This window comes from Brevirhabdus pacifica, from assembly GCF_002797755.1.
GTDB classification, from domain to species: domain Bacteria; phylum Pseudomonadota; class Alphaproteobacteria; order Rhodobacterales; family Rhodobacteraceae; genus Brevirhabdus; species Brevirhabdus pacifica.
In genome coordinates this window covers 1,263,333-1,288,346 of record NZ_PGFI01000011.1, presented here as the reverse complement: position 1 = coordinate 1,288,346, position 25,014 = coordinate 1,263,333, and the positions used below count along the sequence as shown (strand labels likewise).

Genomic DNA, 25,014 nt, shown 5'->3' with positions numbered 1-25,014 from the left:
AATGGAAAAATAACCGCCACAACGCGACATTTTATGCCCGCATATCGGTTGACCCCCCTTTTTCACGGCCATAAGGTCCGCCGGCACGGCACCCGCCCGGCGGGTGCATTGGGTGTGGCGGCGCTGTGCGGTTCCCGGTAATGAAACCGGGTCCGCGCCACCGGATCAGGCATCGTCCCGAAAGGGCGTCCGATCCCGGGGCGGCGACCACGGAACGTAGAGAAGGATGCATAGGCGATGTCACGTCAGATGACCGGTGCCCAGATGGTGGTTAAGGCGCTCAAGGATCAGGGGGTCGACACGATCTTCGGATATCCTGGCGGCGCCGTGCTGCCGATCTATGACGAGATCTTCCAGCAAAACGACATCCGTCACGTCCTGGTGCGCCACGAACAGGCCGCCGTCCACGCCGCCGAGGGCTACGCCCGCTCGACCGGCAAGCCGGGCGTGGCGCTGGTCACTTCCGGCCCCGGTGCGACCAACGCCGTCACCGGCCTGACCGACGCGCTGATGGATTCCATCCCGATCGTCGTGCTGACGGGCCAGGTCCCCACCTTCATGATCGGCAACGATGCCTTCCAGGAGGCCGACACCGTCGGCATCACCCGCCCCTGCACCAAGCACAACTGGCTGGTCAAGGAGACCGAGAAGCTGCCCGGCGTGATCCACCAGGCCTTCCACGTCGCCACCAAGGGCCGCCCCGGTCCGGTGCTGGTCGATATCCCCAAGGACGTGCAGTTCGCCTCGGCGCGCTACACCTCGCCCGAGAAGGCGCCGGTGGGTCACTACCAGCCGCGCACCAAGGGCGACGCCACGGCCATCGCCGAGCTGGCCCGGATGATGGAGACCGCCGAGCGTCCGATCCTCTATACCGGTGGCGGCGTCATCAACTCGGGCGACGAGGCGACGCGCCTTCTGCGCGAGCTGGCCGGCGCCACCAACTTCCCCGTCACCTCGACCCTGATGGGCCTGGGCGCCTACCCGGCCTCGGGCGACAACTGGCTGGGCATGCTGGGGATGCACGGGCTTTACGAGGCCAACATGGCCATGCACGGCTGTGACCTGATGATCTGCGTCGGCGCCCGCTTCGACGACCGCATCACCGGCCGGGTCGACGCCTTCTCGCCCAATTCCAAGAAGGCCCATATCGACATCGATCCGTCGTCCATCAACAAGGTGATCCATGTTGACGTGCCGATCATCGGCGACGTGGCTTCGGTCCTGGGCGACCTGCTGGAGGTCTGGAAGGAACGCGGCGCAAAGACCAACGAAGAGGGCATCGCCCGCTGGTGGTCGCAGATCTCGGAATGGAAGAAGACGCGCTGCCTCGATTACGCCCCCTCCAAGGAGACGATCAAGCCGCAGCACGCCGTCGAGCGGCTGGAGGCGCTGACCCGCGACCATCCCAAGCGCTACATCACCACCGAGGTCGGCCAGCACCAGATGTGGGCCGCCCAGTACCTGCACTTCAACGAGCCGAACCGCTGGATGACCTCGGGCGGGCTGGGCACCATGGGCTATGGCTTTCCCGCTTCGGTCGGCGTGCAGATGGCGCACCCCGACGCGCTGGTCATCAATGTCGCCGGTGAGGCGAGCTGGCTGATGAACATGCAGGAGATGGGCACCGTCGCCCAGTATCGCCTGCCGGTGAAACAGTTCATCCTGAACAACGAACGGCTGGGTATGGTTCGCCAGTGGCAGGAGCTGCTGCATGGCGAGCGCTATTCCCACAGCTGGTCCGAATCGCTACCCGATTTCGTCAAGCTGGCCGAAAGCTTCGGCATCAAGGGCCTCACCGTCAGCGATCCGGCGGATCTTGATGACGCCATCCGCGAGATGCTGGACCATGACGGGCCGGTGATCTTCGACTGTCTGGTCGAAAAGCACGAAAATTGCTTCCCGATGATCCCCTCGGGGGCGCCCCACAACGAGATGCTGCTTGGCAATGCCTCGACCAAGGACGCCATCGGCTCCAAGGGGGCGGTGCTGGTCTGATCCGGCCCCCTTCCCTTTTCCCGCGATTGCCGCCCCCCGGGCGACTGATGATGACAGACCACAGAAGGGCCCACCCCTCATGTCCCCACTGAAGATCAAGAAGGGCACGTCGAAGCATTCGGCCTATGACCTGCGCTCGAACTACGCCGACACCCAGGAGACCCACACGCTTGCCGTGATCGTCGACAACGAGGCCGGGGTGCTGGCCCGCGTCATCGGCCTTTTTTCGGGACGCGGCTACAACATAGACAGCCTGACCGTGGCCGAGATCGACCACCAGGGCCACCGCTCGCGCATCACGGTGGTGACCACCGGCACCCCCCAGGTGATCGAGCAGATCAAGTCGCAGCTGTCGCGCATGGTACCGGTCTACGAGGTCCACGACCTGACGGTCGAGGGCCCCTCGGTCGAGCGCGAGCTGGCGCTGCTGAAAGTGGTGGGCGAAGGCGAGAAGCGGGTCGAGGCCCTGCGCCTGGCCGACATTTTCCGCGCCAATGTGGTCGACAGCACGCTTGAATCCTTCGTCTTCGAGATCACCGGCCCGCCCGAGAAGATCGACGCCTTCGCCGAGCTGATGCGGCCGCTGGGTCTTGAGGAAGTGGCGCGCACCGGCGTCGCGGCCCTGTCGCGCGGCGGCAGCGGATCGCTGGGCGTCGCCTCGGACAAGGTGACGGCCGACGTAACGGGCGGCGCCAACGCCTGATTTCTATTTCGGGGCGGAGGAGGTCCGGGCGCTTGTGGGCACCCGGGATTTTCTTTGCCGCGGGGGGCACGGTTTGGGGGCGGTCGGAGCCTCCGGCGGGGATATTTTCGCGACAATGAAACTGGGGGAGCCCGCGCCTGTCAGGCGTTCGGGGGGGCGAGGTCGTGTTCGCGGATGAAATCGGCGAACTCCTCGGCGTAGCGGGCGGCGTCTTCGGCGGGCATCTCGTGCCGCCAGCGATGGGCGATGCCCTTGTTGAACTGGGTGAAGCGGCTGGTCGCAAGGGCGATCGCGGCGTCGAGGTCGACATCAAAACCCAGTTGCCGCGCGATGAGGGCGGCGCTGTCGCGGGTGCGGAAGGCCAGATCCTCATATCCGATCACCGGGGCATCGGGCAGGATCCGGCGCCAGTTCGCGACATGGGCAAGCTGGCCGCGCACATGGGCCATGGCCTGTTCGTAGCTGGTGATGGGCACGCCGTCGCGCATGCCCCAGGCCCGCCCCTCACGCCCCGCATCCAGCATGGAACAGGCGATGTCGCGGGGATCGCGGACCACGACCTGACCGGTGATCCGCCCGTCGCGCGCGGCCCGCTCCATGTCGCCCCAGACGCCGCCGTGGGTCTTGATGGCGAGGGGGCGCGCGCCCAGCAGGTCGGCCTCATGCAGCATCTGGCGCAGGTGGGCGTTGGTGATCGCCTGGCGGAAGTTGATCCGCGCGCCGGGGGCTACGGCGCCGTCGCCCAGGCGCGGCTGGGGCACGCCGCCGGCCTGGAGGATGGCCGACGTCAGCTCGAACGCCAGGGTCGAGCCCGACTTGGCCATTCCAAAGCAGATGTAGAGCGCGGGTTTCATGGCGGGGCCGGGCCTGCCTTCTTGCTGGACGAGAAAGGGGCGCCCGTCGGGCGCCCCAGTTTCGCAGGTCAGGCTCATCATTGGTACCGCCCGGTATCATTTCTGCCTGTGGCCTGACCGGCGTCGAGGGCGAGCGCACCCGCCCCGGAACTTGTCATGGGCGTCGGGCGGGCGTTCGTGCCCGCCCTGCCCTTCGCTCAGCTGCAGCCCGAGGTGCCGCCGCAGGTGTTGCACTTCATGCAGGTGCCGTTGCGCACCAGCGTGTAGTTGCCGCATTCACCGCAGGGATCGCCTTCGTAGCCCTGCATCTTGGCCTTGGTGCGTGCGTCCATCGAGACGCTGCCCGAGGCGACGGCGGTGCTGCCGCCCGCGGCCTGGCGCGCGGTTTCCGGGACCAGCGTCTGGAGCGCGGCCACGGTGTCAACCTCGGCCGCCGAGACGGCGGAGGCTGCGGTGCGGAAGCCGCCGGCGCCGCCCTGGAGCACCACGAGTTCCTGGGGCACCCGGTTGCGCAGATAACCGGTCGAGGCCACCTGTTTCAGCACCTCCAGGGGCGAGGAGCCGCGGCTGTCGGGCACGTCGGCCACGTTGCGGTCGTCCTGGCCACCGCCGATGTCGTCGAAGCTGGCGCCGGCGGGCTGGACATGGGCCAGATCCGTGCGGTCCAGATAGCTGACGGCCAGCTCGCGGAAGATGTAATCCAGGATCGAGGTCGCGTTCTTGATGGTCTCGTTGCCCTGGACCATGCCGGCGGGCTCGAACTTGGTGAAGGTGAAGGCGTCGACGAACTCCTCCAGCGGCACGCCGTATTGCAGGCCCACCGAGACGGCGATGGCGAAGTTGTTCATCATGGCGCGGAAGCCCGCACCTTCCTTGTGCATGTCGATGAAGATCTCGCCCAGCTTGCCGTCGTGGTATTCGCCGGTGCGCAGGTAGACCTTGTGACCGCCGACAATGGCCTTCTGGGTATAGCCGCGCCGCCGCTCGGGCATCTTCTCGCGCTCGGTGCGGATGACTTCCTTGTAGATGATCTTCTCGACGATCTTCTCGGCCAGGACCTGAGCCTTTTCGGGGATTGAGCCGCTTTCCAGCACCTCCTGGGCCTCGTCGTCATCCTCGACCAACGACGCCGCCAGCGGCTGGCTGAGCTTGGAGCCGTCGCGGTAAAGCGCGTTGGCCTTGACGCCAAGGGACCACGACAGCTCGTAGGCGGCCTGACAATCCTCGATCGTGGCGTCGTTGGGCATGTTGATCGTCTTCGAGATCGCACCCGAGATGAAGCTTTGCGCGGCGGCCATCATGTGGATGTGGCTGTCGACGCTGAGATAGCGCTTGCCGGTCTTGCCGCAGGGGTTGGCGCAATCGAAGATGCTGAGATGCTCGTCCTTGAGGTGCGGCGCGCCCTCAAGGGTCATGGTGCCGCAGACATGGTCGTTGGCGGCATCGATCTGGGCGCGGGTGAAGCCCAGATGGCGCAGCAGGTCGAAGGACGGATCGTTCAGCTTTTCATCAGGAATACCAAGGGTTTCCTTGCAGAAAGCCTCGCCCAGGGTCCACTGGTTGAAGACAAAACGGATGTCGAAGGCCGAAGGCAGAGCCGCCTCGATCTTGTCGATCTCGACCTGGCTGAAGCCGTGACCCAGCAGGGTGGTGTGGTTGATGGCCGGGGCGTTGCCGATGGTGCCGTGACCGACGGCGTGGCCGACGATCTCTTCGATCTGGGCCGAGGGGTAGCCCAGCTTTTCGAGCGCACCGGGCACCGACTGGTTGATGATCTTGAAGTACCCGCCGCCGGCCAGCTTCTTGAACTTCACCAGGGCGAAATCGGGCTCGATCCCGGTGGTGTCGCAATCCATCACCAGACCGATGGTGCCGGTGGGGGCGATCACGGTGGTCTGGGCGTTGCGATAGCCGTGGGCCTCGCCAAGGCTCAGCGCCTCGTCCCAGGCCGAGACGGCGGCCTCGAGCAGGCGGCGGTCCGGGCAGCGGGCGTGATCCAGCGGGACCGGCTTGACGGCCAGATCCTCGTAGCCGTCGGCGTTGCCGAGGGCCGCGTTGCGGTGGTTGCGGATCACCCGCAGCATGTGCTGCGCGTTACGCTCGTAGCCGGCAAACGTGCCCAGCTCGGCCGCGATCTCGGCCGAGGTGGCATAGCTGGTGCCGGTCATGATCGCCGAGAGCGCGCCGCCGATGGCCCGACCCTCGTCGCTGTCATAGCCGTAGCCCATGTTCATCAGCAGCCCGCCGATGTTGGCATAGCCAAGGCCCAGCGTGCGGAAATCAAAGCTGCGCTGCGCGATCTCTTTCGAGGGGAACTGCGCCATCATCACGCTGATCTCCAGCGTGACGGTCCAGAGCCGCGAGGCGTGGATGTAGCTGTCGACGTCGAAGTTCTGGCCATCATAGAAGGTCAGCAGGTTCATCGAGGCCAGGTTGCAGGCCGTGTCGTCCAGGAACATGTATTCCGAGCAGGGGTTCGAGCCGCGGATCGCCCCGTCTTCGGGACAGGTGTGCCAGGAATTGACCGTGTCGTGATACTGGATTCCCGGATCGGCGCAGGCCCATGCGGCGTGGCCGATCTGTTCCCACAGCTCGCGCGCCTTGATGGTGCGGGCGACCTCGCCGTCGGTGCGGTTGATCAGGTCCCAGTCGCCGTCGGCCTTGACGGCGCGCAGGAAGGCGTCGGTGACGCGGACCGAGTTGTTGGAGTTCTGGCCCGAGACCGAGTTGTAGGCTTCGGAATCCCAGTCCGTGTCATAGGTGGGAAACTCGATCGAGGTGTAACCCTGGCGGGCGTATTGCAGCACGCGGTTGATGTAGGTCTCGGGGATCGCCAGTTTCTTGGCGCCGCGAATGGCGGTCTTCAGCGCCTCGTTGGTCTTGGGGTCGGTGGCATCCTCGATGGTGCCGTCCCAGCCGCGGATGGCGGTGAAGATCTCGTTCAGGTGCTGCTCGTGCATCTTGGAGCCTGCGACGATCGAGGCGACCTTCTGCTCTTCCAGCACCTTCCAGTTGATGAATTGCTCGATATCGGGGTGATCGGCGTCGCAGATCACCATCTTGGCGGCGCGGCGGGTGGTGCCGCCCGACTTGATGGCGCCGGCAGCGCGGTCGCCGATCTTCAGAAAGCCCATCAGGCCGCTGGACTGGCCGCCACCCGACAGTTTCTCGCCCTCGGCACGCAGGGACGAGAAGTTGGTGCCGGTGCCCGAGCCGTATTTGAAAAGCCGCGCCTCACGCACCCACAAGTCCATGATGCCGCCATCTTTGACAAGATCGTCGGACACGGACTGGATGAAGCATGCGTGAGGCTGCGGGTGCTCGTAGGCTGACTTCGAACTGGTCAGCTTGCCTGTCTTGTAATCCACATAGAAGTGGCCCTGACCGGGGCCGTCGATGCCATAGGCCCAGTGCAGGCCGGTGTTGAACCACTGGGGGCTGTTGGGCGCGCCCATCTGGCGGGCCAGAATGACGCGCATCTCGTCGAAATAGCTGCGTGCGTCTTCCTCGGTGGTGAAATAGCCGCCCTTCCAGCCCCAGTAGGTCCATGCGCCGGCAAGACGGTCGAAGACCTGACGGGCCGAAGTTTCGCCGCCGAAGCGCTCGGCCTCGGGCAGCTTGGCCAGCGCATCCTCATCGGGGACGCTGCGCCACAGGAACTCGGGGACGTCCTTCTCACGGACCTTCTTCAGGCGGGCGGCGACACCGGCCTTGCGGAAATACTTCTGCGCCAGCACGTCCGAGGCGACCTGGCTGTAGCCGACAGGAACCTCGACCTTGTCCAGGCGGAAGACGACCGTGCCATCCGGGTTGCGGATCTCGGAAGACGTGAAGGTGAACTCCAGTGCCGAATAGGCGTCCTGTCCGGCTTTGGTGAGATTTCTGTCAATTTTCATGTCTGCCCCGTCAACAGCGGATTTCCAACGTTTCTTCTCGACACCCTGTCCCGAATGTCGGTGCGAAAGCGGCCCTGGCGAAAGAACGAGAACTCCTTGCCTCCCGAATGGCATCGGGGGGTGCCCCGGTGGCCCGGGGTGTGGCGGCCTGGTGGCCGGTTCTCGGTTTTCGCCGCCGGAAGCCACTAGATATGGTGGCGCCTCTTTCGACGCACACAAATTGGCCCGATCATCGGCCTCGGGTCAACGAAATTTTTTCCATGGTGGGGGCCAAAAAACTCTTGGCGAAAGCCGGGGGCTGTGCCCCTGCCCCGGCGTGCGCCGGATCATGCACACGGGACGGTGCAGGACTGTCCGCGGCGAAAGACCAACGGCACAAAAGGATAACAATTCCGTCCCCGCATTCTGCACCGTCTTATCCACACGCGACTCACTCGGGCGGATCGGGCGGATCGCGCTGTCGGAGTGGCTGGATTTTTTTTCGCCCACGCCCCGCCCGGTAATGGCCGGTGATGCGCCGATGCTACAAGATGCGTCCCAACTGCGCCCAATTAGCGTGCACCCACTACATGTAGTGTCGCACTGCAAATGCGGTTTTGCATGAAAGAAAGGGAATCGCCCCCGGAAAGCCCGCCCGGATTCGCCCACAGGCGCTGCGCGAACCCTGGTCCCCGCCAAAGGCCCACAAGGTCATCCAAGGTCTGAGGGAAGAAGTGGTCGGGACGGCAAGATTCGAACTTGCGACCTACGGTACCCAAAACCGTCGCGCTACCAGGCTGCGCTACGCCCCGATCCGAGCCCGTCCATAGCGGCAGCCACCGACGATGAAAAGCGCAAATCGGGTGTCGCGTGCCCCGGCGGACTCAGCGGCAGGGCCAGGCAGGCTCGGGCCCGATCGCGGGATGGCGAAGCTGCGTGCCCGGCGCGATGCCGTAGCGCCGTGCGAGGCCGCCGTTGATCTCAAGCACGTATTGAACCCCGCGCCCGCCATCGATCACCGTCTCGTCCAGGGGATTGGCATTGGAGTGAACCCGCGTCACCACCCCCTGTGCGTCCGCGAAGATCATGTCGAGGGGGATCAGCGTGTTGCGCATCCAGAAGGCCGCCCGTTGCGGCCGCGGATAGACGAAAAGCATGCCATGGGTCCGCTCCATCCTGGTGCGGTTCATCAGGCCCTGGGCGCGGGAGGCGTCGCTGTCGGCCAGCTCTACGATGAAGCGGGTCCGGCCCCAGCCCCCGCGCAGGCTGACGCGATCGGGCCGGCAGGCATCGGCCGAGGTTTCGGGCGTGCGCTTGCGCGCCGCCGCCGGCTCGACCGCTACGACACCGGGCTCCGCAGCACTGCTCGCGCCCGCAGGCGGAGTCTGGCCCATGAGCGCCGGAGCGGTACCGAAAGACAGGAAGATTGCGGTCAGAAGACCCGTAAGGGCCGCTGTGGAGTGGGATGTCACGACCGAGTCGCCATGTCCCAACTGCGCACCTCGACGGCCATCAGGCCGCGCTCGCCCTCGGCGACGCGGATGCAGATCGCCTCACCGGGTTGCAGGTCGGCAAAGCCATAGCGGCGAAGCGTTTCGATATGAATGAAAACATCCTCGGTCCGACCGAAGATATTTGCAAAACCGAAACCTTTTGCCTTGTCGAACCATTTAACCCGGGCGGCGCAAATCTCCAGATCCTCCAGATCCCCCTCGAAACCGGGGACCGAGGGCATCTCGGAAAGCGTGGCGCAATCGGCCTCGCCGATGCTGAGAACCTGGGTGGCCTGCATGCCGCGCGCGGTTTCCTGGACCAGGATCTCGATCTCGGTCGTGTCGGCGATGGAATTCTGCCCGAAGTTCCGCAAGACATTGGCATGCAACAAAATATCTGGTCCGCCGTCGTCCGCGACGACGAAGCCGAACCCTTTTGTCTGATCAAACCATTTCACAGTCCCGCGCACGGGGTGCGGGGTGGGCGCCACGAGTTGTTTTTGTTCTAGTTGCATATCCTGCACTCTTTAACGGGCATATATATCCTGCCATTCACTTCGCGGCTGTAGCAAGCTTTAAAAACGCAAACCGCGAATTACGTTTTCAATATGCAAGAACACCTCATGGATTGAGACGCTCGATCTTCCATTGTCCGGTAGCGTCGGGATTGCGGCGCCAGCGGAACCTGTCGTGAAGCCGAAACTCCCCGTCGGCCCAGAATTCGATCTCCACCGGCCTGATGCGAAAACCACCCCAGTAAGGAGGCCGGGGTGGGCTTGTCCCGTACTTTGCCGCATATTGAGCGACTTTCGCAAGCATTTCCGCCCGTCCTGACAGGGGCCGGGACTGTGCCGAAGCCCATGCGCCTAGGCGGCTCTTGACCGATCGAGAGGCGAAATATGCGTCTGCGTCCTTGCCATCTTCCCGACTGACGATGCCACGAACGCGAATCTGACGGCGCAGGGTCTTCCAGTGCAGAACGAAGGCCGCTTTCGGGTTCAGGGCCAGTTCCTCGCCCTTCGCGCTTTGATAATTCGTATAGAAGACGAACGCTTCTGCCTCGATCTCCTTCAAAAGGACCATCCGTACGTTTGGCAGCCCGTCGGCGTCCACTGTGGCCAGCGCCATGGCGTTCGGATCGTTGGGCTCGGTCCGGGTCGCCTCCTGCAGCCAACCGCGGGCGATGGCGAAGGGATCGCTGCCCGAAAAGATGCCCTTGCGCTGGGTCATGGTGATCCTGCTCCTCGAATGGCCCCACCCATGCGGCCCCGCCTGCGTTCTTGGCGTCCTTGGCAGGGGCACGGTTGCAATCAGTGGCGACGCTGCGCCCTTGATGCAACCCCCGGGATGGCATAAGGGATCAAGACTTTTCCGGAGCAGATGCAGAGGGCGGCGAATGGCGAGCGGATTAATGCAGGGCAAACGCGGGCTGATCATGGGCCTTGCCAACGACAAGTCCATCGCATGGGGCATCGCCCAGGCGCTGGCGGCCGAGGGCGCGGAACTGGCGTTCTCTTACCAGGGCGAGGCGCTGAAAAAGCGCGTGGGCCCGCTGGCCAATGAGCTGGGCAGCGATTTCATCGTCGAATGCGACGTGGGCGACGAGGCCTCGATGGACGCGCTGTTCGCGACCCTGGCCGAACGCTGGGACAACCTTGATTTCGTGGTCCATGCCATCGGCTTTTCCGACAAGAGCGAGCTGCGCGGCCGCTACGTCGACACCAGCCGTGCCAATTTCGCCATGTCCATGGACATCTCGGTCTATTCCTTCACGGCAATCGCCCAGCGGGCCGAGAAGATGATGAACAACGGCGGCTCTATGCTGACCCTGACCTATTACGGCGCCGAGAAGGTCATGCCCCATTACAACGTGATGGGTGTCGCTAAGGCCGCGCTGGAAGCCAGCGTGCGCTATCTGGCCGAGGATCTGGGCAAGGACGGCATCCGCGTCAACGCCATCAGCGCCGGCACGATCAAGACGCTGGCCGCCAGCGGCATCGGCGACTTCCGCTACATCATGAAGTGGAACCAGTACAACTCGCCCCTGCGCCGCACGGTGGACCAGAGCGAGGTTGGCAAATCCGCGCTTTACCTGCTGAGCGATCTTTCATCGGGCGTCACCGGCGAGGTGCATCACGTCGATGCGGGCTATCATGTCGTCGGCATGAAGGCCGTGGATGCGCCCGACATCTCCAAGACCTGACCCCCGTGACCCACGTGCGGGGGATCGGTGCCGCGACCGCCCCCCGCCCCTTCCCGCCGCGGACCCAATGACCGAGAATTTGCGATGAACGACAGACTGCCCCACGAAAAAGGCTTTCACATCAGCTGGGACCAGTTGCACCGCGACTCCCGCGCGCTGGCTTGGCGCCTGGACGGGCACGGCCCCGACGGCGGCGAGTGGAAGGCGGTTGTCGCCATCACCCGTGGCGGCATGGCCCCCGCGATGATCGTCGCCCGCGAGCTGGACATCCGCACCGTCGACACGATCTCGATCAAGTCCTACGACCAGCAGACCCGCAAGGAGGCAAAGGTGCTGAAATCGCCCGACGCCGATCTGATGGGCGACGGTACCGGCGTTCTGATCGTCGATGATCTGGTTGACAGCGGCAAGACGCTGGAACTGGTGCGGGTGCTTTATCCCAAGGCCCATTTCGCAACCGTCTACGCCAAGCCCGAGGGACGGCCCCAGGTCGACACCTTCGTGACCGAGGTCAGCCAGGACACCTGGATCTTCCTGCCCTGGGACATGGCGCTGCAATACGTCAAACCCTACCGCGGGCGCGACTGAAGCGGGCGCGCCGGCCTCCGGCGGGGATATTTTCGCGACACTGAAGGGGCGCGTGGCGCCCGGGTGGCCCGGGCTTCGTTGCGGGAGCGGAGATTTCCGAACCATGGCGCACCCTTCGATGGCCCCGCCTTCTGACCACCCCGCCCTTCCGCTCCGCCACGCTTGCCCCCCATGGGCAGAGCGTCTAGGAAACCCCGTATAGTTCAGGCAGGAAAGTTCCCTCATGGCCGGTATCCGCTCCAAAGGCGCAAACATCTTCGTCTACGTCCTCCTGGGCCTTCTGGTCCTGGGGCTCGCCGGGTTCGGCGTTGGCAATTTCGGCGGCAACGTGCGCGCCATCGGCACCGTCGGCGAGGTGGAGATCGGCACCCAGGAATATGCCCGCCGGCTGGAGCAGGAGCTTCGGCGCCTGCAGCAGCAGACCGGCCAGAGCTTCACCATGGCGCAGGCCCGGTCGCTGGGCATCGACCGCTCGGTGCTGCAGGGGCTGGTGGCGCAGGCCGCGCTGGACGATCACGCCGATGCCCTGGGCATCTCGGTCGGGGACGAGGCCGTGGGCGAGCAGATCGTGACCAGCCCCAGTTTCCAGAGCGCCGGCGGCAGTTTCGACCGCGAAACCTACAAGTTCGTGCTGTCCCAAGCCGGGCTGGAGCCTGCTGAATACGAGGAGCTGGTGCGCCGCGACACTGCCCGCGGCCTGATCCAGACCGCCGTTGCAAATGCCGTCGAGGCGCCTGCCACCTATGCCGACACGATGGTCGAGTTCATGGGCGCGCAGCGCGATTTCGAATGGGCGAGACTGGACGCGGGCGCCCTTGAGAGCCCCGTCCCGGCCCCGACCGACGAAGAGATCCAAACCTATTACGACGCGCACCCCGAGGCCTTCACCCTGGCCGAGGCCAAGCGCCTGACCTACGCCTGGGTCACGCCCAACATGATCGTCGACACGGTCGAGACCGACGAGGCGGAGCTGAAATCCCTCTACGAGGCGCGGATCGACGAATACCAGCGCCCCGAGCGGCGCCTGGCCGAGCGGCTGATCTTCGGCACCACCGAGGAGGCAGAGGCGGCCTCTGCCCGGCTTCAGGCGGGCGAGATCACCTTCGAGGAGCTGGTGGCCGAGCGCGGCCTGACCCTTGAGGATATCGACTTGGGCGAAGTGGCGGCCGAGGACCTGTCGGACAGCGTGGCGAAGGTCCTGTTCGCGATGGACGAGCCCGGCGTGACCGGCCCGGTCGAAAGCGATCTTGGCCCCGCAATCTTCCGCGTCAACGGCATCCTCGAGGCCCAGAACACCGCCTATGAGGACGTGCGCGACGAGCTTCTGGCCGAATATGCCGAGGACCGTGCCCGACGTCGCATCGCCGACCTGGAGCTGGAGCTGGAAGACCTGCTGGCCGGGGGAGCGACCCTGGAGGAGCTGGCCAAGGAGACGGCGATGGAGCTGGGCAAGATCGACCTGCGCGACGACAGCGATGAGGCGATCGCCGGCTACGACGAGTTTCGCGCTGCGGCCGCCGCCGTCGAGGCGGGCGATTTCCCGGAAGTGACGCGCCTGTCGGATGGCGGCATCTTCGCCCTGCGGCTTGACGAGACGGTCCCCTCTGCCCTGCGCCCGCTGGACGAGGTGCGCGACGAGGTGGTCGCCGCCTGGACCGCGCGCGCCACGCTGGACGCGCTGCGCAAGAAGGGCGAGGCGCTGCTGGCGCAACTGCGCCAGGGCAAGGTGGATGCAACCCCCGCCGCCGAGGAGGGGGAGCCCGTGACCGCCGAGGGCGTCGATCAGGACGCCACCGAGACAGCGGACGCGGCATCGGACGCGGCAGCCGCCGAGGCCGATGCGGACAGCGCGGATAGCGCAGGGTCCGACGACCAGGCCGTGACCGGCAGCGACGCCCCCGCGGCGGGGCGGACGACCCTGGCCTCGCTGGGTGTCACCGCCTACGCCGAGGAAGGGATCCGCCGCGACGCCTTCATCGAGGGCACGCCCCCTGCGCTGGTCGAGACGGCCTTCCGGCTGGCGCCGGGCGAGAGTGACCTGATCGAGGCCGGGCAACAGGTTTACCTGGTCGTGGTGACCGGTGCCGCCGCGCCCGATGAAGCCAATCCCGACATCGCCGCCCTGCGCGAAAGCGTGCAGGCCCAGGCGAGCCAGGGCATGTCGCAGGACCTGCTGCAGCTTTACACCCAGGCCGTCCTGGCCCGGGCCGAAGTCGCGCTGAACCAGGCGTCGATCAACGCCGTCCACGCCCAGTTTCCCTGATCGGAGCCCGGAATGACCCTGACCCCCGGCTTCGACGGCTTCAAGGCCACCTTCGACGCGGGCCGCAACCAGGTGGTTGCGATGCGGCTGGCGGCGGATCTCGACACGCCCGTATCGGTGATGCTGAAGCTGGCGCATGCGCGCAAGGACACGTTCATCCTGGAATCCGTCACCGGCGGCGAGGTGCGCGGCCGCTACTCGGTGGTGGGGATGAACCCCGACCTGATCTGGGAATGCCGGGGCACGGCCTCGCGCATCAACCGCCATGCAGAGACACGCGCCGATGCGTTCGAGGACCAGGAAGGCGGCCCACTCGATAATCTGCGGGCCCTGATCGCCGAAAGCCGGATCGACATGCCCGAGGACCTGCCCCCCATCGCGGCGGGGCTTTTCGGCTACCTGGGGTACGACATGATCCGGCTGGTCGAGCGCCTGCCCAACGTCAACCCCGACCCGCTGGGCCTGCCCGACGCGGTGCTGGTGCGGCCCTCGGTCGTGGCGGTCCTGGACGGGGTGAAGGGCGAGATCATCCTCGTTTCTCCGGTCTGGGCCGGGGGGGATCTGGATGCGCGCGCGGCCTATGATCGCGCCGTCGCGCGGATCGATGCCGCGGTGGCCGACCTCGACGGTGGCATCCCTGACCAAGGTCACGTCCTGGGCGACGCGGCCGAGGTGGCCGAGCCGGTATCGAATTTCACGCGCGAGGGCTATGTGGCGGCCGTCGAGAAGGCCAAGGAATACATCCGTGCGGGCGACATCTTCCAGGTCGTGCCGGCACAGCGCTGGACCCAGGACTTCAGCCTGCCGCCCTTCGCGCTATACCGCTCGCTTCGGCGCACGAACCCCTCGCCCTTCATGTTCTTCTTCAACTTCGGCGGCTTCCAGATCGTCGGAGCCAGCCCCGAGATCCTGGTCCGCCTGCGCGGCACCGAGGTGACGATCAGGCCCATCGCCGGCACCCGCCCCCGCGGCGCCACCCCCGAGGAAGACCTGGCGCTTGAGAAGGACCTTCTGAGTGACCCCAAGGAGTTGGCCGAGCACCTGATGCTGCTGGACCTGGGGCGCAACGACACCGGCCGGGTCAGCCAGATCGGCACCGTGCGCCCGACCGAGAAATTCGTGATCGAGCGCTATTCGCATGTGATGCACATCGTTTCGAACGTGGTGGGCGAGATCGCCCCCGAGCATGATGCCCTGTCGGCCCTGCTGGCCGGGCTTCCGGCCGGGACCGTCTCGGGCGCGCCCAAGGTCCGCGCGATGGAGATCATCGACGAGCTGGAGCCCGAGAAGCGCGGCGTCTACGGCGGTGGCTGCGGGTATTTCGCGGCCAATGGCGACATGGACATGTGCATCGCCCTGCGCACGGCCGTGCTGAAGGACGAGAAGCTTTACATCCAGGCCGGCGGCGGAGTCGTTTTCGACAGCGACCCTGACGCCGAGTTCGAGGAGACGGTCAACAAGTCCCGCGCCCTGAGACGCGCGGCGCGCGACGCGGGGCTTTTTGCGCGCAGCACCAAAGGATAGGCCCGTTGCCGGGGGCGGGACGCCTCCGGCGGGGATATTTTCGCGACAATGAATGGAAGGGGCCGGGCCGGGTGTGGTCCGGCCCTTTTTCGTGGGGCGGGCTGGTGGCTCAGCCCCGTTCGCCGTCGCCCTGGAACATGATCGCGGTCACGGGGGCCAGGGACAGCGCGGCGGCGCGCCCGTCAAGCGCCCAGGACACCAGCCCCTGAACCGTCTCGGGATAGGTGTGGCCCACCATCACGACGCTGCCGTCCTTGCCGGCCTTGAAGGCGGCCCGATCGAGGTAGCGGCGGATGACCTCGGCCCGCTCCTGCCCGCCGTCGAGCATGCGGAAGATCAACCCGGTGGGCACGCCCTCGCGGCGGGCGGCGGCGGCGGCGCTGTTGAGGCCCCGGTCGTAGAGCAGGAAGCCGTAGCCGCGGCGCGCCAGTTCGTCGATGACGCGCGCTTGGAGGGCGCGGTCGGCCTGGATGCCGCCGGCCTGGACATCCATGAGGCCCACGGCCTCGGGGAGGCGGCTGGCATATTTGTCGATAAGTCCGGGCGCCGCGTCGGGGCCGCCGGCGCGGGCCAGGCCCTGGGCCAGCATCAGCACCTCGTGCCCGGCGGCGCGGTAGGCGGCGGCGACGCGGGCGGCATCCTCGCGCGACGGATCGATGGCGAAGGTGACCGGGAAGGTCAGCGCCGAGAGCTGAGCCGGTGTCAGCCCTTGGCCCGGCAGGTCGATGAGAACCACGGACATCAGCGGCCGACCGGCCGTGTCGCTGTGCCGGACCGCGAAACGTTCCACGGGGGGCAGATCCTGGGAGCGGCTGTCGTCGGGGGTGGGCACGGCAAGCCCCGGCAGTTCGCGCGCCCGGTCGGCGTTGAGCGCGGCACTTCGGGCGGCCTTCTCGGACGCAGCGTCGTCGGGGGTGCTTGCGGCCTCGGCGGCAGCGCGGGCCTCGCCCTGGAGGAGCGGGCGGTTCTCGCCGCGTGGCCGGATGATGCGCGGTGTGGTGGCGCGGGGGGTGACGGCACGCTCGGACCGGGGGGTATCGGTCGTGGCCTCGGCGGGTGCCGCAGGGATCCGGGTGTCTTCCTGGTTCAGGTCTTCGGTTGCCGCCGCATCGGGGTCGAGCCGGGCGGTGACGTCCAGATCGTCAGCGGCCGTGTCGGGAACGGTTTCGGGGCGAGCCAGGGGTCGAGGCCCTTCGAGGGGCGCGTATTCCGCCGTCACGCCGGCGGGCGGGGCCGGCCGAGCGGCGGCGAGGCGGTCCGGGGTGGTGAGACCCTCGGGATCGGTGCTGTCATCGGCGGGCGCGCTTTCCGGTCGGCCGGGCGACGGAACCGGGCCGGGGGCGCTATCGCGGGGCGGTTGGGCCATAGACTCGGCCCCTGCCCCTGCGACGACGGGCGCGGTGGGATCGGCCCGGCGCGGGGTCGCGGGGCGGTCGGCATCGCCAAGGCCCGCCGCATCAAGGGCTTGCGCGCCTTGGGCGGTGCGGGGCGCGGCGGCGCTGCCTTCGACCACGGGACCTGCGGGCGACGCGGGGGCGGCCGCCAGCGTATCGGGGCCGCGCGGCAGGTCGGGCGCGTCCGTGCCCGCGCCTTCACCGCGCCCTGCCAGGGGTGTGGCGGGGGCACCTGCCCCGGCGCCTTCGCTGATGGCCAGTTGCCCCGGCCCCTCGGCGTCGACCTCGGCGGTGACGGGGCGGCCCAAGGTCTTTTCGACCTGGGGCAAGCTGTCGGCGCCGGGGGTCGCGGGGGGCTGGGCCGCATCGTCGGGCAGCGCGGGCGCGTCGCTTCCAAGGCGGGCAAGGCCGGTGCCGGTCGCGGGCTCCTGTCCGGTGGCGATGGTGCCGGCAGGCGCCTCCGTCACCGCGCCGGGGCGGGCGGGAGCCGCGGCGCTGTCCTGCAGCCGGCCCAGATCGCCGGGAAGGGGCGGTTCGTTGCGGGGGGCGGTGCCGGGCACGCGGCCGGCACCCTGGCGCGCGGGGCTGTCGGGGGTGCCCTGGGCGCCGGGACGGGCGGCTGCCACATCGCCGGGGCGGGCGGCCTGTGGGGCGGCCTGCGGGGCGGCGCTGTCGACAATGGGCTGGGGGCCGCGCGGCGGCGGGCCCAGCAGCGATGCGGTGCCGAGCCCTGCGATCAGAAGCAGCCCGCTCCAGAACACACCGGAAAGAAACCCTCTGCCCATGATCGCTCGCCCTGCAATGACTTTGTGTATTTGCCCGAAAGGCGCGTCAGCCCGGCCTTGACCCCGACGCGCCGCTCTGAGCATGTATAGCCCGACAATCAGCCCCGTTACACCCCCTGTCGGACACTATCCAACATGCTCCTACTGATCGACAATTACGACAGCTTCACCTACAATCTCGTCCATTATCTGGGCGAGTTGGGAGCCGAGGTGGATGTGCGCCGCAACGATGCGCTGAGCGCCGAGGAGGCCCTTGCGCTGGCGCCTTCGGCCATCGTTCTGTCGCCCGGTCCCTGCGATCCCGCCCGCGCCGGGATCTGCCTGGATCTGACCCGCGCCGCGGCCCGCGAGGGGGTGCCACTGCTGGGCGTATGCCTGGGGCACCAGACCATCGGAGAGGCTTTCGGCGGCACCGTTTCGCGCCATCACGAGATCGTCCACGGCAAGACGGCCCAGGTCCGTCACGCAGGCAAGAGCGTCTTTGCCGGCCTGCCCGATCCGCTGGAATCCACCCGCTACCACTCGCTGGTGGTGGATCGCGACACCCTGCCCGACGCGCTGGAGGTCACCGCCTGGCTGGAGGACGGCACGATCATGGGCCTGCAGCACCGCGAGCATCCGATCCACGGCGTGCAGTTCCACCCCGAAAGCATCGCCTCGGACGCAGGGCATGAGCTTTTGCGGAACTTCCTGCGGATGGCGAAGGTGGCGGCATGAGCGACATCATGCGAGAGCTGATCGGCGCGGCCGCTGACGGGCCGCTGAGCCGTCAGCAGGCCGAGGCCGCCTTCGAGGCGCTGTTTGAGGGTGAGGCCACGCCCAGCCAGATCGGCGGCTTCCTGATGGCGCTGCGCACCCGGGGCGAGACGGTGGAAGAATACGCCGCCGCCGCCGCCGTGATGCGCGCCAAGTGCAACAAGGTCCGCGCCCCCGAGGGGGCGATGGATATCGTCGGCACCGGGGGCGACGGCAAGGGCACGCTGAACATCTCGACCGCGACCGCCTTCGTGGTGGCCGGCGCCGGGGTTCCGGTGGCCAAGCACGGCAACCGAAACCTGTCGTCGAAATCGGGCGCTGCCGACGCGCTGACCGAAATGGGCATCGACGTGATGGTCGGCCCCGAGGTCGTGGAGCGGGCGCTGAAGGAATGTGGCATCGGCTTCATGATGGCGCCGATGCACCACCCGGCGATCCGCCATGTCATGCCGACCCGGACCGAGCTGGGCACGCGCACGATCTTCAACATCCTCGGGCCGCTGACCAACCCGGCCGGGGTCGACCGGCAGCTTACGGGGGCCTTTTCGCCCGCGCTGATCCGGCCCATGGCCGAGACCCTGCGCGAGCTGGGAAGCACCCGCGCCTGGCTGGTCCACGGCGGCGACGGTACCGACGAGCTGGCGATCTCGGCCCCGTCGCGGGTTGCCGCGCTGGAAGATGGCGCCATATCCGAATTCGAGGTCGCCCCCGAGGACGCCGGCCTGCCGCGCCATCCGTTCGAGGATATCCTGGGTGGCGCGCCGGCCGACAACGCCCGCGCCTTCCGCGCGCTTCTGGGCGGCGAACCCTCGGCCTATCGCGACGCGGTGCTGCTGAACGCAGCGGCCGCGCTGGTCGTGGCCGGCAAGACCGATACATTGCCCGAGGGCGCCGCCATGGCCGCCGAAAGCATCGACAGCGGCGCGGCCCGGGACAAGGTCGCGGCGCTGGCATCAATCACCAAGGGGACGCAATGAGCGACAACATCCTGAGCCAGATCAAGTCCTACAAGCTGCGGGAGGTCGCCGAGGCCAAGGCCGAATGCGACCTTTCCGGCATGGAGCAGCGCGCCCGCGAGGCCGACACCGTCCGCCCCTTCACCGAGGCGCTTCAGGCCGCCTCGCGCACGGGCTACGGTCTGATCGCCGAGATCAAGAAGGCGAGCCCCTCGAAGGGCCTGATCCGCGCCGATTTCGATCCCGCGCTGCTGGCAAAGGCCTACGAGGAAGGCGGCGCCACCTGCCTTTCGGTGCTGACCGACGGCCCCTCGTTCCAGGGCGCGCCCGAATACCTGGTTGAGGCGCGCGCCGCCGTCTCGCTTCCGGTTCTGCGCAAGGATTTTCTATTCGATCCCTACCAGGTGGTCGAATCCCGCGCCATGGGCGCCGATTGCATCCTGATCATCATGGCCGCCGTCACCGACGCCGAGGCTGCGGCCCTGGAAGAGACCGCAACCACCTGGGGCATGGACGTGCTGATCGAGGTTCACGACGCCGAGGAGCTGGAGCGCGCGGCGCTGCTGAAATCCCCCCTGATCGGCATCAACAACCGCGACCTGCGCAGCTTCGTCACCGACCTCGATGTCACCCGCCGCCTGGCCAAGCTGGTGCCCGAGGATCGCCTGATCGTTTCCGAAAGCGGCATGTCGACCAGTGACGACCTGGCCGACATGGCGATGAACGGCGCGCGCATCTTCCTGATCGGCGAGGCGCTGATGCGCAAGGCCGACGTCGCCGCCGCCACCCGCGAGATCCTGCGCCCCGCCACCTCGGCGATGGGGGGCATGTGATGTCGGGGCTGACGCATTTCGACACCAAGGGCGATGCCCACATGGTCGATGTCTCGGACAAGGAGGCCACCGACCGCACCGCCGTTGCCGAGGGGGCCGTCCGCATGAGCCCCGAGACACTCGCCATCATCACCGAGGGCCGCGCCAAGAAGGGCGATGTCCTGGCGGTGGCCCGGCTGGCCGGGATCATGGGGGCCAAGCGCACCAGCGACCTCATCCCCCTCTGCCACCCTCTGGCAATCACGAAGGTCGCGGTCGAGCTGGTTCCCGACAGCGACCTGCCGGGCGTCCGCATCACCGCTACTGTCCGCACCACCGGCCAGACCGGCGTGGAGATGGAGGCGCTGACGGCGGTCTCGGTCGCGGGGCTGACCCTTTACGACATGGTCAAGGCCGTCGAGAAGACCATGGTGATCGAGAACGTCCGCCTGCTCAGCAAGGATGGCGGCAAGTCGGGCCGTTTCACCGCCTCCGGCTTCGCGGCCCCCGACGCCGAATGATCTCGGTCGACGAGGCGCTGGCCGCCGTCCTGGCCCTTGCCGCCCCCCTGCCCACCGAAACCGTCGATCTGGCAGAGGCCGCCGGCCGCGTGCTGGCCTCCCCCGTGGTCGCCCGCCGGGCCCAGCCCCCTTTTGCCGCCTCGGCCATGGACGGATACGCCGTGCGCCAGGACGAGGTTGCCGCCGGCGCCCGGTTCCGGGTGATCGGAGAGGCCGCCGCGGGCCACGGGTTCGACGGCGCCTTGGAGCCCGGTCAGGCGGTGCGCATCTTCACCGGCGCGCCCCTGCCCCGTGGCGCCGACCGGGTGCTGATCCAGGAGGATGTGGATCGCACCGAGGGTGGCCGCGGGGATGATGCGACCGTCTCCATCACCCTGCGCGACGGGTTCGACACCGCCCGTTATGTGCGCCCTGCCGGGGGTGACTTCGACATCGGCGCCACGATCCCCGCGCCCCGGCGCCTGCGCCCGGCCGACCTGGCCCTGATCGCGGCCATGAACCAGCCCCGGGTCGAGGTGTTCCGCCGCCCCGACGTGGCCCTGATCGCCACCGGCGACGAGCTGGTGATGCCCGGCGAGGATCCTTCGCCTGACCAGATTATCGCCTCCAACAGTTTCGGCCTCAAGGCCATGCTGGAAGCCCAAGGCGCGCGCGCCCGGATGCTTCCCATCGCCCGCGATGACCGCGCCTCGCTGGAACAGGCGTTCGAGCTGGCGCGCGGGGCCGATCTGGTGGTCACCATCGGCGGCGCCTCGGTCGGCGACCACGATCTGGTGGCCGGGGTCGCGGGGGAACGCGGCCTCGACCAGGCCTTCTACAAGGTCGCCATGCGCCCGGGCAAACCGCTGATGGCGGGCCGTCTGGACGGCGCTGCGATGATCGGCCTGCCCGGCAATCCCGTCTCGTCCATGGTCTGCGGCCTGGTCTTTCTGGTGCCCATGGTCCGCGCGATGCAGGGCCTGCCGGCCGGGCCCATGCCGACGCGGATGGTCCCCCTCTCGGCCCCGCTGGAGGCCAATGGCCGGCGCGCGCATTACATGCGCGCCCGCCTGGACGAGGATGGCAGCGGGGTGGCGGCGCTGGACCGGCAGGACAGCAGCCTTCTGTCGGTGCTGGCAGCCTCGGACGCGCTGATCGTGCGGCCCGTCGGCGACACGGCACGAGGGATCGGCGAGCGGGTGCCCGTGATCGTGCAGCGCCTTCACGACTGAGGCGGGCTTTGCCCCCCTAGGCGTTGACACAAAACAGGAACAGGAGTAGAACTTCGTCGGAACGCCCGCATCGACGGGCGGCAACGGGATGAACGGTCGCGGCCCGCGTGCCCGGAATGTCCCCGCTGACGGAGGTGGCGATGCTGACGCGCAAACAGCTGGAATTGCTGAGTTTCATCAACGACAGGTTGAACAGTGACGGGGTGCCCCCGTCGTTTGACGAGATGAAGGAGGCGCTCGACCTGCGCTCCAAGTCGGGGATCCACCGTCTGATCACCGCGCTGGAAGAGCGTGGCTTCATCCGCCGCCTCGCCCACCGCGCCCGCGCGATCGAGATCGTCAAGCTTCCCGATGCCATCGGCGGCCAGCCCGCCGGGTTCGAGCCACGGGTGATCGAGGGCGACCGCCGCGATCCCCCCGCTGGCGCCATGGCCATCAGCAGCATCCACGCGATGGAGCTGCCGGTGATGGGCCGCATCGCCGCCGGCACCCCGATCGAGGCCATTTCGGAGGTGTCCCACAACGTCGCCGTTCCCGGCTCGATGGTGTCGAACGCGGGCAACCATTACGCGCTTGAGGTCAAGGGCGACTCGATGATCGAGGCCGGGATCAACGATGGCGACATCGTCGTGATCCGCGACCAGAACTCCGCCGACAACGGCGACATCGTGGTGGCGCTGGTCGACGGCCAGGAAGCGACGCTGAAGCGCCTGCGACGCAAGGGCGGGATGATCGCGCTGGAGGCCGCGAACCCGGCCTACGAGACCCGGGTCCTGCCGGCGGATCGCGTCAAGGTTCAGGGCCGGCTGGTGGGCCTGATCCGCTCCTACTGAACTGAACGCCGGAAGGGCGCCCTGCTGGGCGCCCCGTTTGGCATCGCCCTTCAGTGCCCCTTGTTTGGAGGGCGCCGCACGGCCCTTGCCCCTTCTGCACCTTCCGAGCTACCGCCCTTCTGACGTCCTTCCCAGCTGCGCCTTGCTTCGCCCCCTCGCTATGCCATCCCGGGTCCAAAGCCGCGGGCCCGTGACCTCCCGCGCCCCGGTCAGCTGAAGGCGGCCGTCCTTGATGTGCCCCGCCACTGCCCCCAGCCGGCGCAAGTCCCCTGCCGCCAGCAACCGGCATCCCGGCGGCCGGGCCGGCGCCTCCTGCCTTCCAAGGAACCCGTCCCAGATGACCAGATCGGCCGTGCGACAGGCCTCGTCCAGCCGCGCCTCGCCCTTCTTGCCGCGCAGGTGAACCACCCGCGGGCCATCGCCACCCAACCGAGGCACGCGCCCCGGCGGGTCGGCCACGGCGGCGGCCTGAACCCGTCCGTCGCCGTCATTCTCCAGCCACGTGCGGGCCACGAACCCTTCGCCGCGCGCGCGGCTGAGGACGCGCCCTCCCTCAGCCATCACCCCCACGAGCCCCCCGCTTTCCGAGATCAGCAGCGCGGGCCTCTCCTCCCCTGCCCAGGAAAGCCCTCCGGCCAGCAGAACCGGCAGCCCAACAAGCCGCAGCCCGCCGCGCAGCAGGCACAGCAGCAGACCGCCCACCACCACGACGCCCAGTGTCGCGGCGGGCGGCGTGGGCAGGTGGCTGACCGCATCAGGCCAGGCCGAGACCGTCCCGGCCACCCGCAGGATCCAGCCCACGCCCAGCCGCATCAACGCCAGGCCCGCCCCCTCCAGCCCCAGCGGCATTCCCAGCACCGCCAGGATGCCGCCGGGCATCACCAGGATCCCCATCACCGGGACCGACACCAGGTTGGCCGGGTAGCCGAAGCGCGACACCATGTTGAAATGCGCCGCCGCGATAGGCGCGGTCGCCAGCCCCGCGATCAGCGATGACAGCGCCAGCGCCGCGACCGGGGCCAAGAACCGGGGCACTCGCCCGCCGGGCGGCATCCCGCGCCGCCGGTCCCTGAGCCAGGCAAAGACCGTGACCAGCGCCGTCGTCGCCGCGAAGGACATCTGGAAACCCGGGCCCGCGACACTTTCGGGGCGCAAAACCATCACGATGAGCGCTGCCAGCGCGACCGCCCGCAGGCTGATCGCGCGCCGGTCCAGGATCAGCGCCACAAGCATCACGGCCACCATCACGAAGGCCCGCTGTGTCGCCACATTGGCCCCCGACAGCGCCAAATAGCCCGCCGCCACCAACAGGGCCGCCACCGCCGCGATCTTGCGCGCCGGGTGGTAGAGGGCGATTCGCGGCACCAGCGCCAGCGCCAGCCGCACTGCGCCCAGCACCAGCCCCGTCACCAGCCCCATGTGCAACCCCGAAATCGCCAACAGATGCGCCAGGTTGGTGCGCCGCAGATCGGTCAGCGTGTCGGCATCCAGGCTTGAGCGGTCGCCCGTGGCGATGGCGGCCGAGAACCCGCCCACCCGTCCCGGCAGGGCCGCGCGGATGCGGTCGGCCAAAGCGTGGCGGGTTCGGTGCAGCCACAGGGCCGGTCCCGGCGGCGGTCGGGCCAGCAGCAGGGCCGGCACCCGGGTATAGCCGACCGCGCCCAACCCCTGGAAGAAGGCGTGGCGACGGAAGTCGAAGCCCCCGGGTTCGGTCGGGCCCTGGGGGGCCGACAGGTGGGCCGTCATCGCCACCACCTGCCCCGGTAACGGCGTCAGATAACGCTGATCCCCGTGCAGGCTGATCCGCACCCGGCGCGGCGTGTGCCCGGGGTCCACCCGCGACAGGATCACCCGGTCGAGGGTAAGGCGCGTCTTGTCACTGGCCGAGCGGTCGATGGCGATCACCCGCCCCTGGACCGGCCCGTAGTAGCGAAAGGACAGGACAGGCCCCGCCACCAGGTGCAGCCGCGCCCCCGCCAGTGACCCGCCGAGGGCCAGCAAGGCCAGGGCGACGGGAAGGACCCCCACCAGGCTGTGCCGCAGAAGGCGCAGGCCGACCGCCAACAGCACGACCCCCAGCAACGCATTCAGAATCAGCGCCTTGACCGAGGGTTCCCACCCCAGAGACAGGAAGGTCAGGATACCCGCGCCGACCCAGACAGGCGCCCAGGCGAACAGCTGGCCGCGCTGTTTCTCAAGCGCGTTGATCGTGGCGAGAACCGGCACCGCTCTTGTCCTTCGACAGCGC

Annotated in this window: 19 protein-coding genes and 1 tRNA gene; 12 read left to right on the top strand and 8 right to left on the bottom strand. The window is 67.9% G+C overall.

From position 1 onward, the window contains the following. The first annotated feature begins 237 nt into the window (after positions 1-237). Together CLV77_RS06125 and ilvN are read left to right on the top strand one after the other, a co-directional pair. Positions 238-1,995 (top strand): acetolactate synthase 3 large subunit, encoded by a 1,758-nt coding sequence (locus tag CLV77_RS06125; protein WP_076978802.1) that lies wholly within the window; start codon positions 238-240, stop codon positions 1,993-1,995. A gap of 79 nt (positions 1,996-2,074) precedes the next feature. Further along, positions 2,075-2,698 carry an acetolactate synthase small subunit gene (gene ilvN, locus CLV77_RS06120; protein WP_083707659.1) on the top strand — a complete coding sequence of 208 codons (624 nt, stop codon included), beginning with the start codon at positions 2,075-2,077 and terminating at the stop codon, positions 2,696-2,698. 140 nt (positions 2,699-2,838) lie between these two features. On the opposite strand, the gene CLV77_RS06115 is transcribed toward ilvN, so the two are convergent. From CLV77_RS06115 to pdxH, 6 genes are all read right to left on the bottom strand, one after another. Further along, complete coding sequence (locus tag CLV77_RS06115; RefSeq protein WP_144023232.1) at positions 2,839-3,552, bottom strand: sulfotransferase domain-containing protein; 714 nt, start codon at positions 3,550-3,552, stop codon at positions 2,839-2,841. Between the two features lie 197 nt (positions 3,553-3,749). Beyond that, entirely contained in the window at positions 3,750-7,448 is a 3,699-nt protein-coding gene (locus CLV77_RS06110; RefSeq protein WP_076978804.1) for a vitamin B12-dependent ribonucleotide reductase, read from the bottom strand. 714 nt (positions 7,449-8,162) lie between these two features. Further along, positions 8,163-8,239, bottom strand: a tRNA-Pro gene (locus tag CLV77_RS06105). 72 nt (positions 8,240-8,311) lie between these two features. Continuing rightward, positions 8,312-8,899, bottom strand: a complete 588-nt coding sequence (locus tag CLV77_RS06100) for a DUF192 domain-containing protein (RefSeq protein WP_416171604.1) — start codon at positions 8,897-8,899, stop codon at positions 8,312-8,314. Continuing rightward, the gene (locus CLV77_RS06095; RefSeq protein WP_076978806.1) at positions 8,896-9,435 is read right to left on the bottom strand and encodes a cold-shock protein; all 540 of its coding nucleotides are present in this window, start codon (positions 9,433-9,435) and stop codon (positions 8,896-8,898) included. Before CLV77_RS06095 ends, CLV77_RS06100 begins: the two co-directional genes overlap by 4 nt. Positions 9,436-9,541: 106 nt before the next feature. Beyond that, positions 9,542-10,150 carry a pyridoxamine 5'-phosphate oxidase gene (pdxH, locus tag CLV77_RS06090; protein ID WP_076978807.1) on the bottom strand — a complete coding sequence of 203 codons (609 nt, stop codon included), beginning with the start codon at positions 10,148-10,150 and terminating at the stop codon, positions 9,542-9,544. 166 nt (positions 10,151-10,316) lie between these two features. On the opposite strand from pdxH, the gene fabI reads away from it, so the two are divergent. From fabI to trpE, 4 genes are all read left to right on the top strand, one after another. Next, the gene (gene fabI, locus CLV77_RS06085; RefSeq protein ID WP_076978808.1) at positions 10,317-11,123 is read left to right on the top strand and encodes an enoyl-ACP reductase FabI; all 807 of its coding nucleotides are present in this window, start codon (positions 10,317-10,319) and stop codon (positions 11,121-11,123) included. An 84-nt stretch (positions 11,124-11,207) separates the two neighbouring features. Further along, entirely contained in the window at positions 11,208-11,711 is a 504-nt protein-coding gene (gpt, locus tag CLV77_RS06080) for a xanthine phosphoribosyltransferase (protein WP_076978809.1), read from the top strand. A gap of 223 nt (positions 11,712-11,934) precedes the next feature. Continuing rightward, a complete protein-coding gene (locus tag CLV77_RS06075; RefSeq protein WP_083707660.1) occupies positions 11,935-13,974 on the top strand; it encodes a SurA N-terminal domain-containing protein in 2,040 nt (679 codons plus the stop codon). A 12-nt stretch (positions 13,975-13,986) separates the two neighbouring features. Beyond that, entirely contained in the window at positions 13,987-15,498 is a 1,512-nt protein-coding gene (gene trpE / locus CLV77_RS06070; protein WP_076978810.1) for an anthranilate synthase component I, read from the top strand. A gap of 109 nt (positions 15,499-15,607) precedes the next feature. Here the strand turns inward: trpE and CLV77_RS06065 are convergent, their stop codons facing one another. Continuing rightward, a complete protein-coding gene (locus CLV77_RS06065) occupies positions 15,608-17,677 on the bottom strand; it encodes a divergent polysaccharide deacetylase family protein (protein ID WP_076978811.1) in 2,070 nt (689 codons plus the stop codon). A 135-nt stretch (positions 17,678-17,812) separates the two neighbouring features. On the opposite strand from CLV77_RS06065, the gene CLV77_RS06060 reads away from it, so the two are divergent. From CLV77_RS06060 to lexA, 6 genes are all read left to right on the top strand, one after another. Continuing rightward, positions 17,813-18,394, top strand: coding sequence for an anthranilate synthase component II (locus tag CLV77_RS06060; protein WP_076978812.1), 582 nt, complete (start codon positions 17,813-17,815; stop codon positions 18,392-18,394). Then, the gene (trpD, locus tag CLV77_RS06055; RefSeq protein ID WP_076978813.1) at positions 18,391-19,410 is read left to right on the top strand and encodes an anthranilate phosphoribosyltransferase; all 1,020 of its coding nucleotides are present in this window, start codon (positions 18,391-18,393) and stop codon (positions 19,408-19,410) included. Before CLV77_RS06060 ends, trpD begins: the two co-directional genes overlap by 4 nt. Continuing rightward, entirely contained in the window at positions 19,407-20,222 is an 816-nt protein-coding gene (gene trpC / locus CLV77_RS06050) for an indole-3-glycerol phosphate synthase TrpC (RefSeq protein WP_076978814.1), read from the top strand. The genes trpD and trpC overlap by 4 nt, the downstream gene beginning before the upstream one ends. Then, on the top strand, positions 20,222-20,722 hold the full coding sequence (moaC, locus tag CLV77_RS06045; RefSeq protein WP_076978815.1) for a cyclic pyranopterin monophosphate synthase MoaC: 501 nt from the start codon (positions 20,222-20,224) through the stop codon (positions 20,720-20,722). Before trpC ends, moaC begins: the two co-directional genes overlap by 1 nt. Further along, positions 20,719-21,933 (top strand): molybdopterin molybdotransferase MoeA, encoded by a 1,215-nt coding sequence (locus tag CLV77_RS06040; protein WP_076978816.1) that lies wholly within the window; start codon positions 20,719-20,721, stop codon positions 21,931-21,933. The genes moaC and CLV77_RS06040 overlap by 4 nt, the downstream gene beginning before the upstream one ends. A gap of 140 nt (positions 21,934-22,073) precedes the next feature. Beyond that, entirely contained in the window at positions 22,074-22,766 is a 693-nt protein-coding gene (gene lexA / locus CLV77_RS06035; RefSeq protein WP_076980938.1) for a transcriptional repressor LexA, read from the top strand. Between the two features lie 108 nt (positions 22,767-22,874). On the opposite strand, the gene CLV77_RS06030 is transcribed toward lexA, so the two are convergent. Continuing rightward, a complete protein-coding gene (locus CLV77_RS06030) occupies positions 22,875-24,992 on the bottom strand; it encodes a ComEC/Rec2 family competence protein (RefSeq protein ID WP_076978817.1) in 2,118 nt (705 codons plus the stop codon). Between the last annotated feature and the right edge of the window lie 22 nt (positions 24,993-25,014).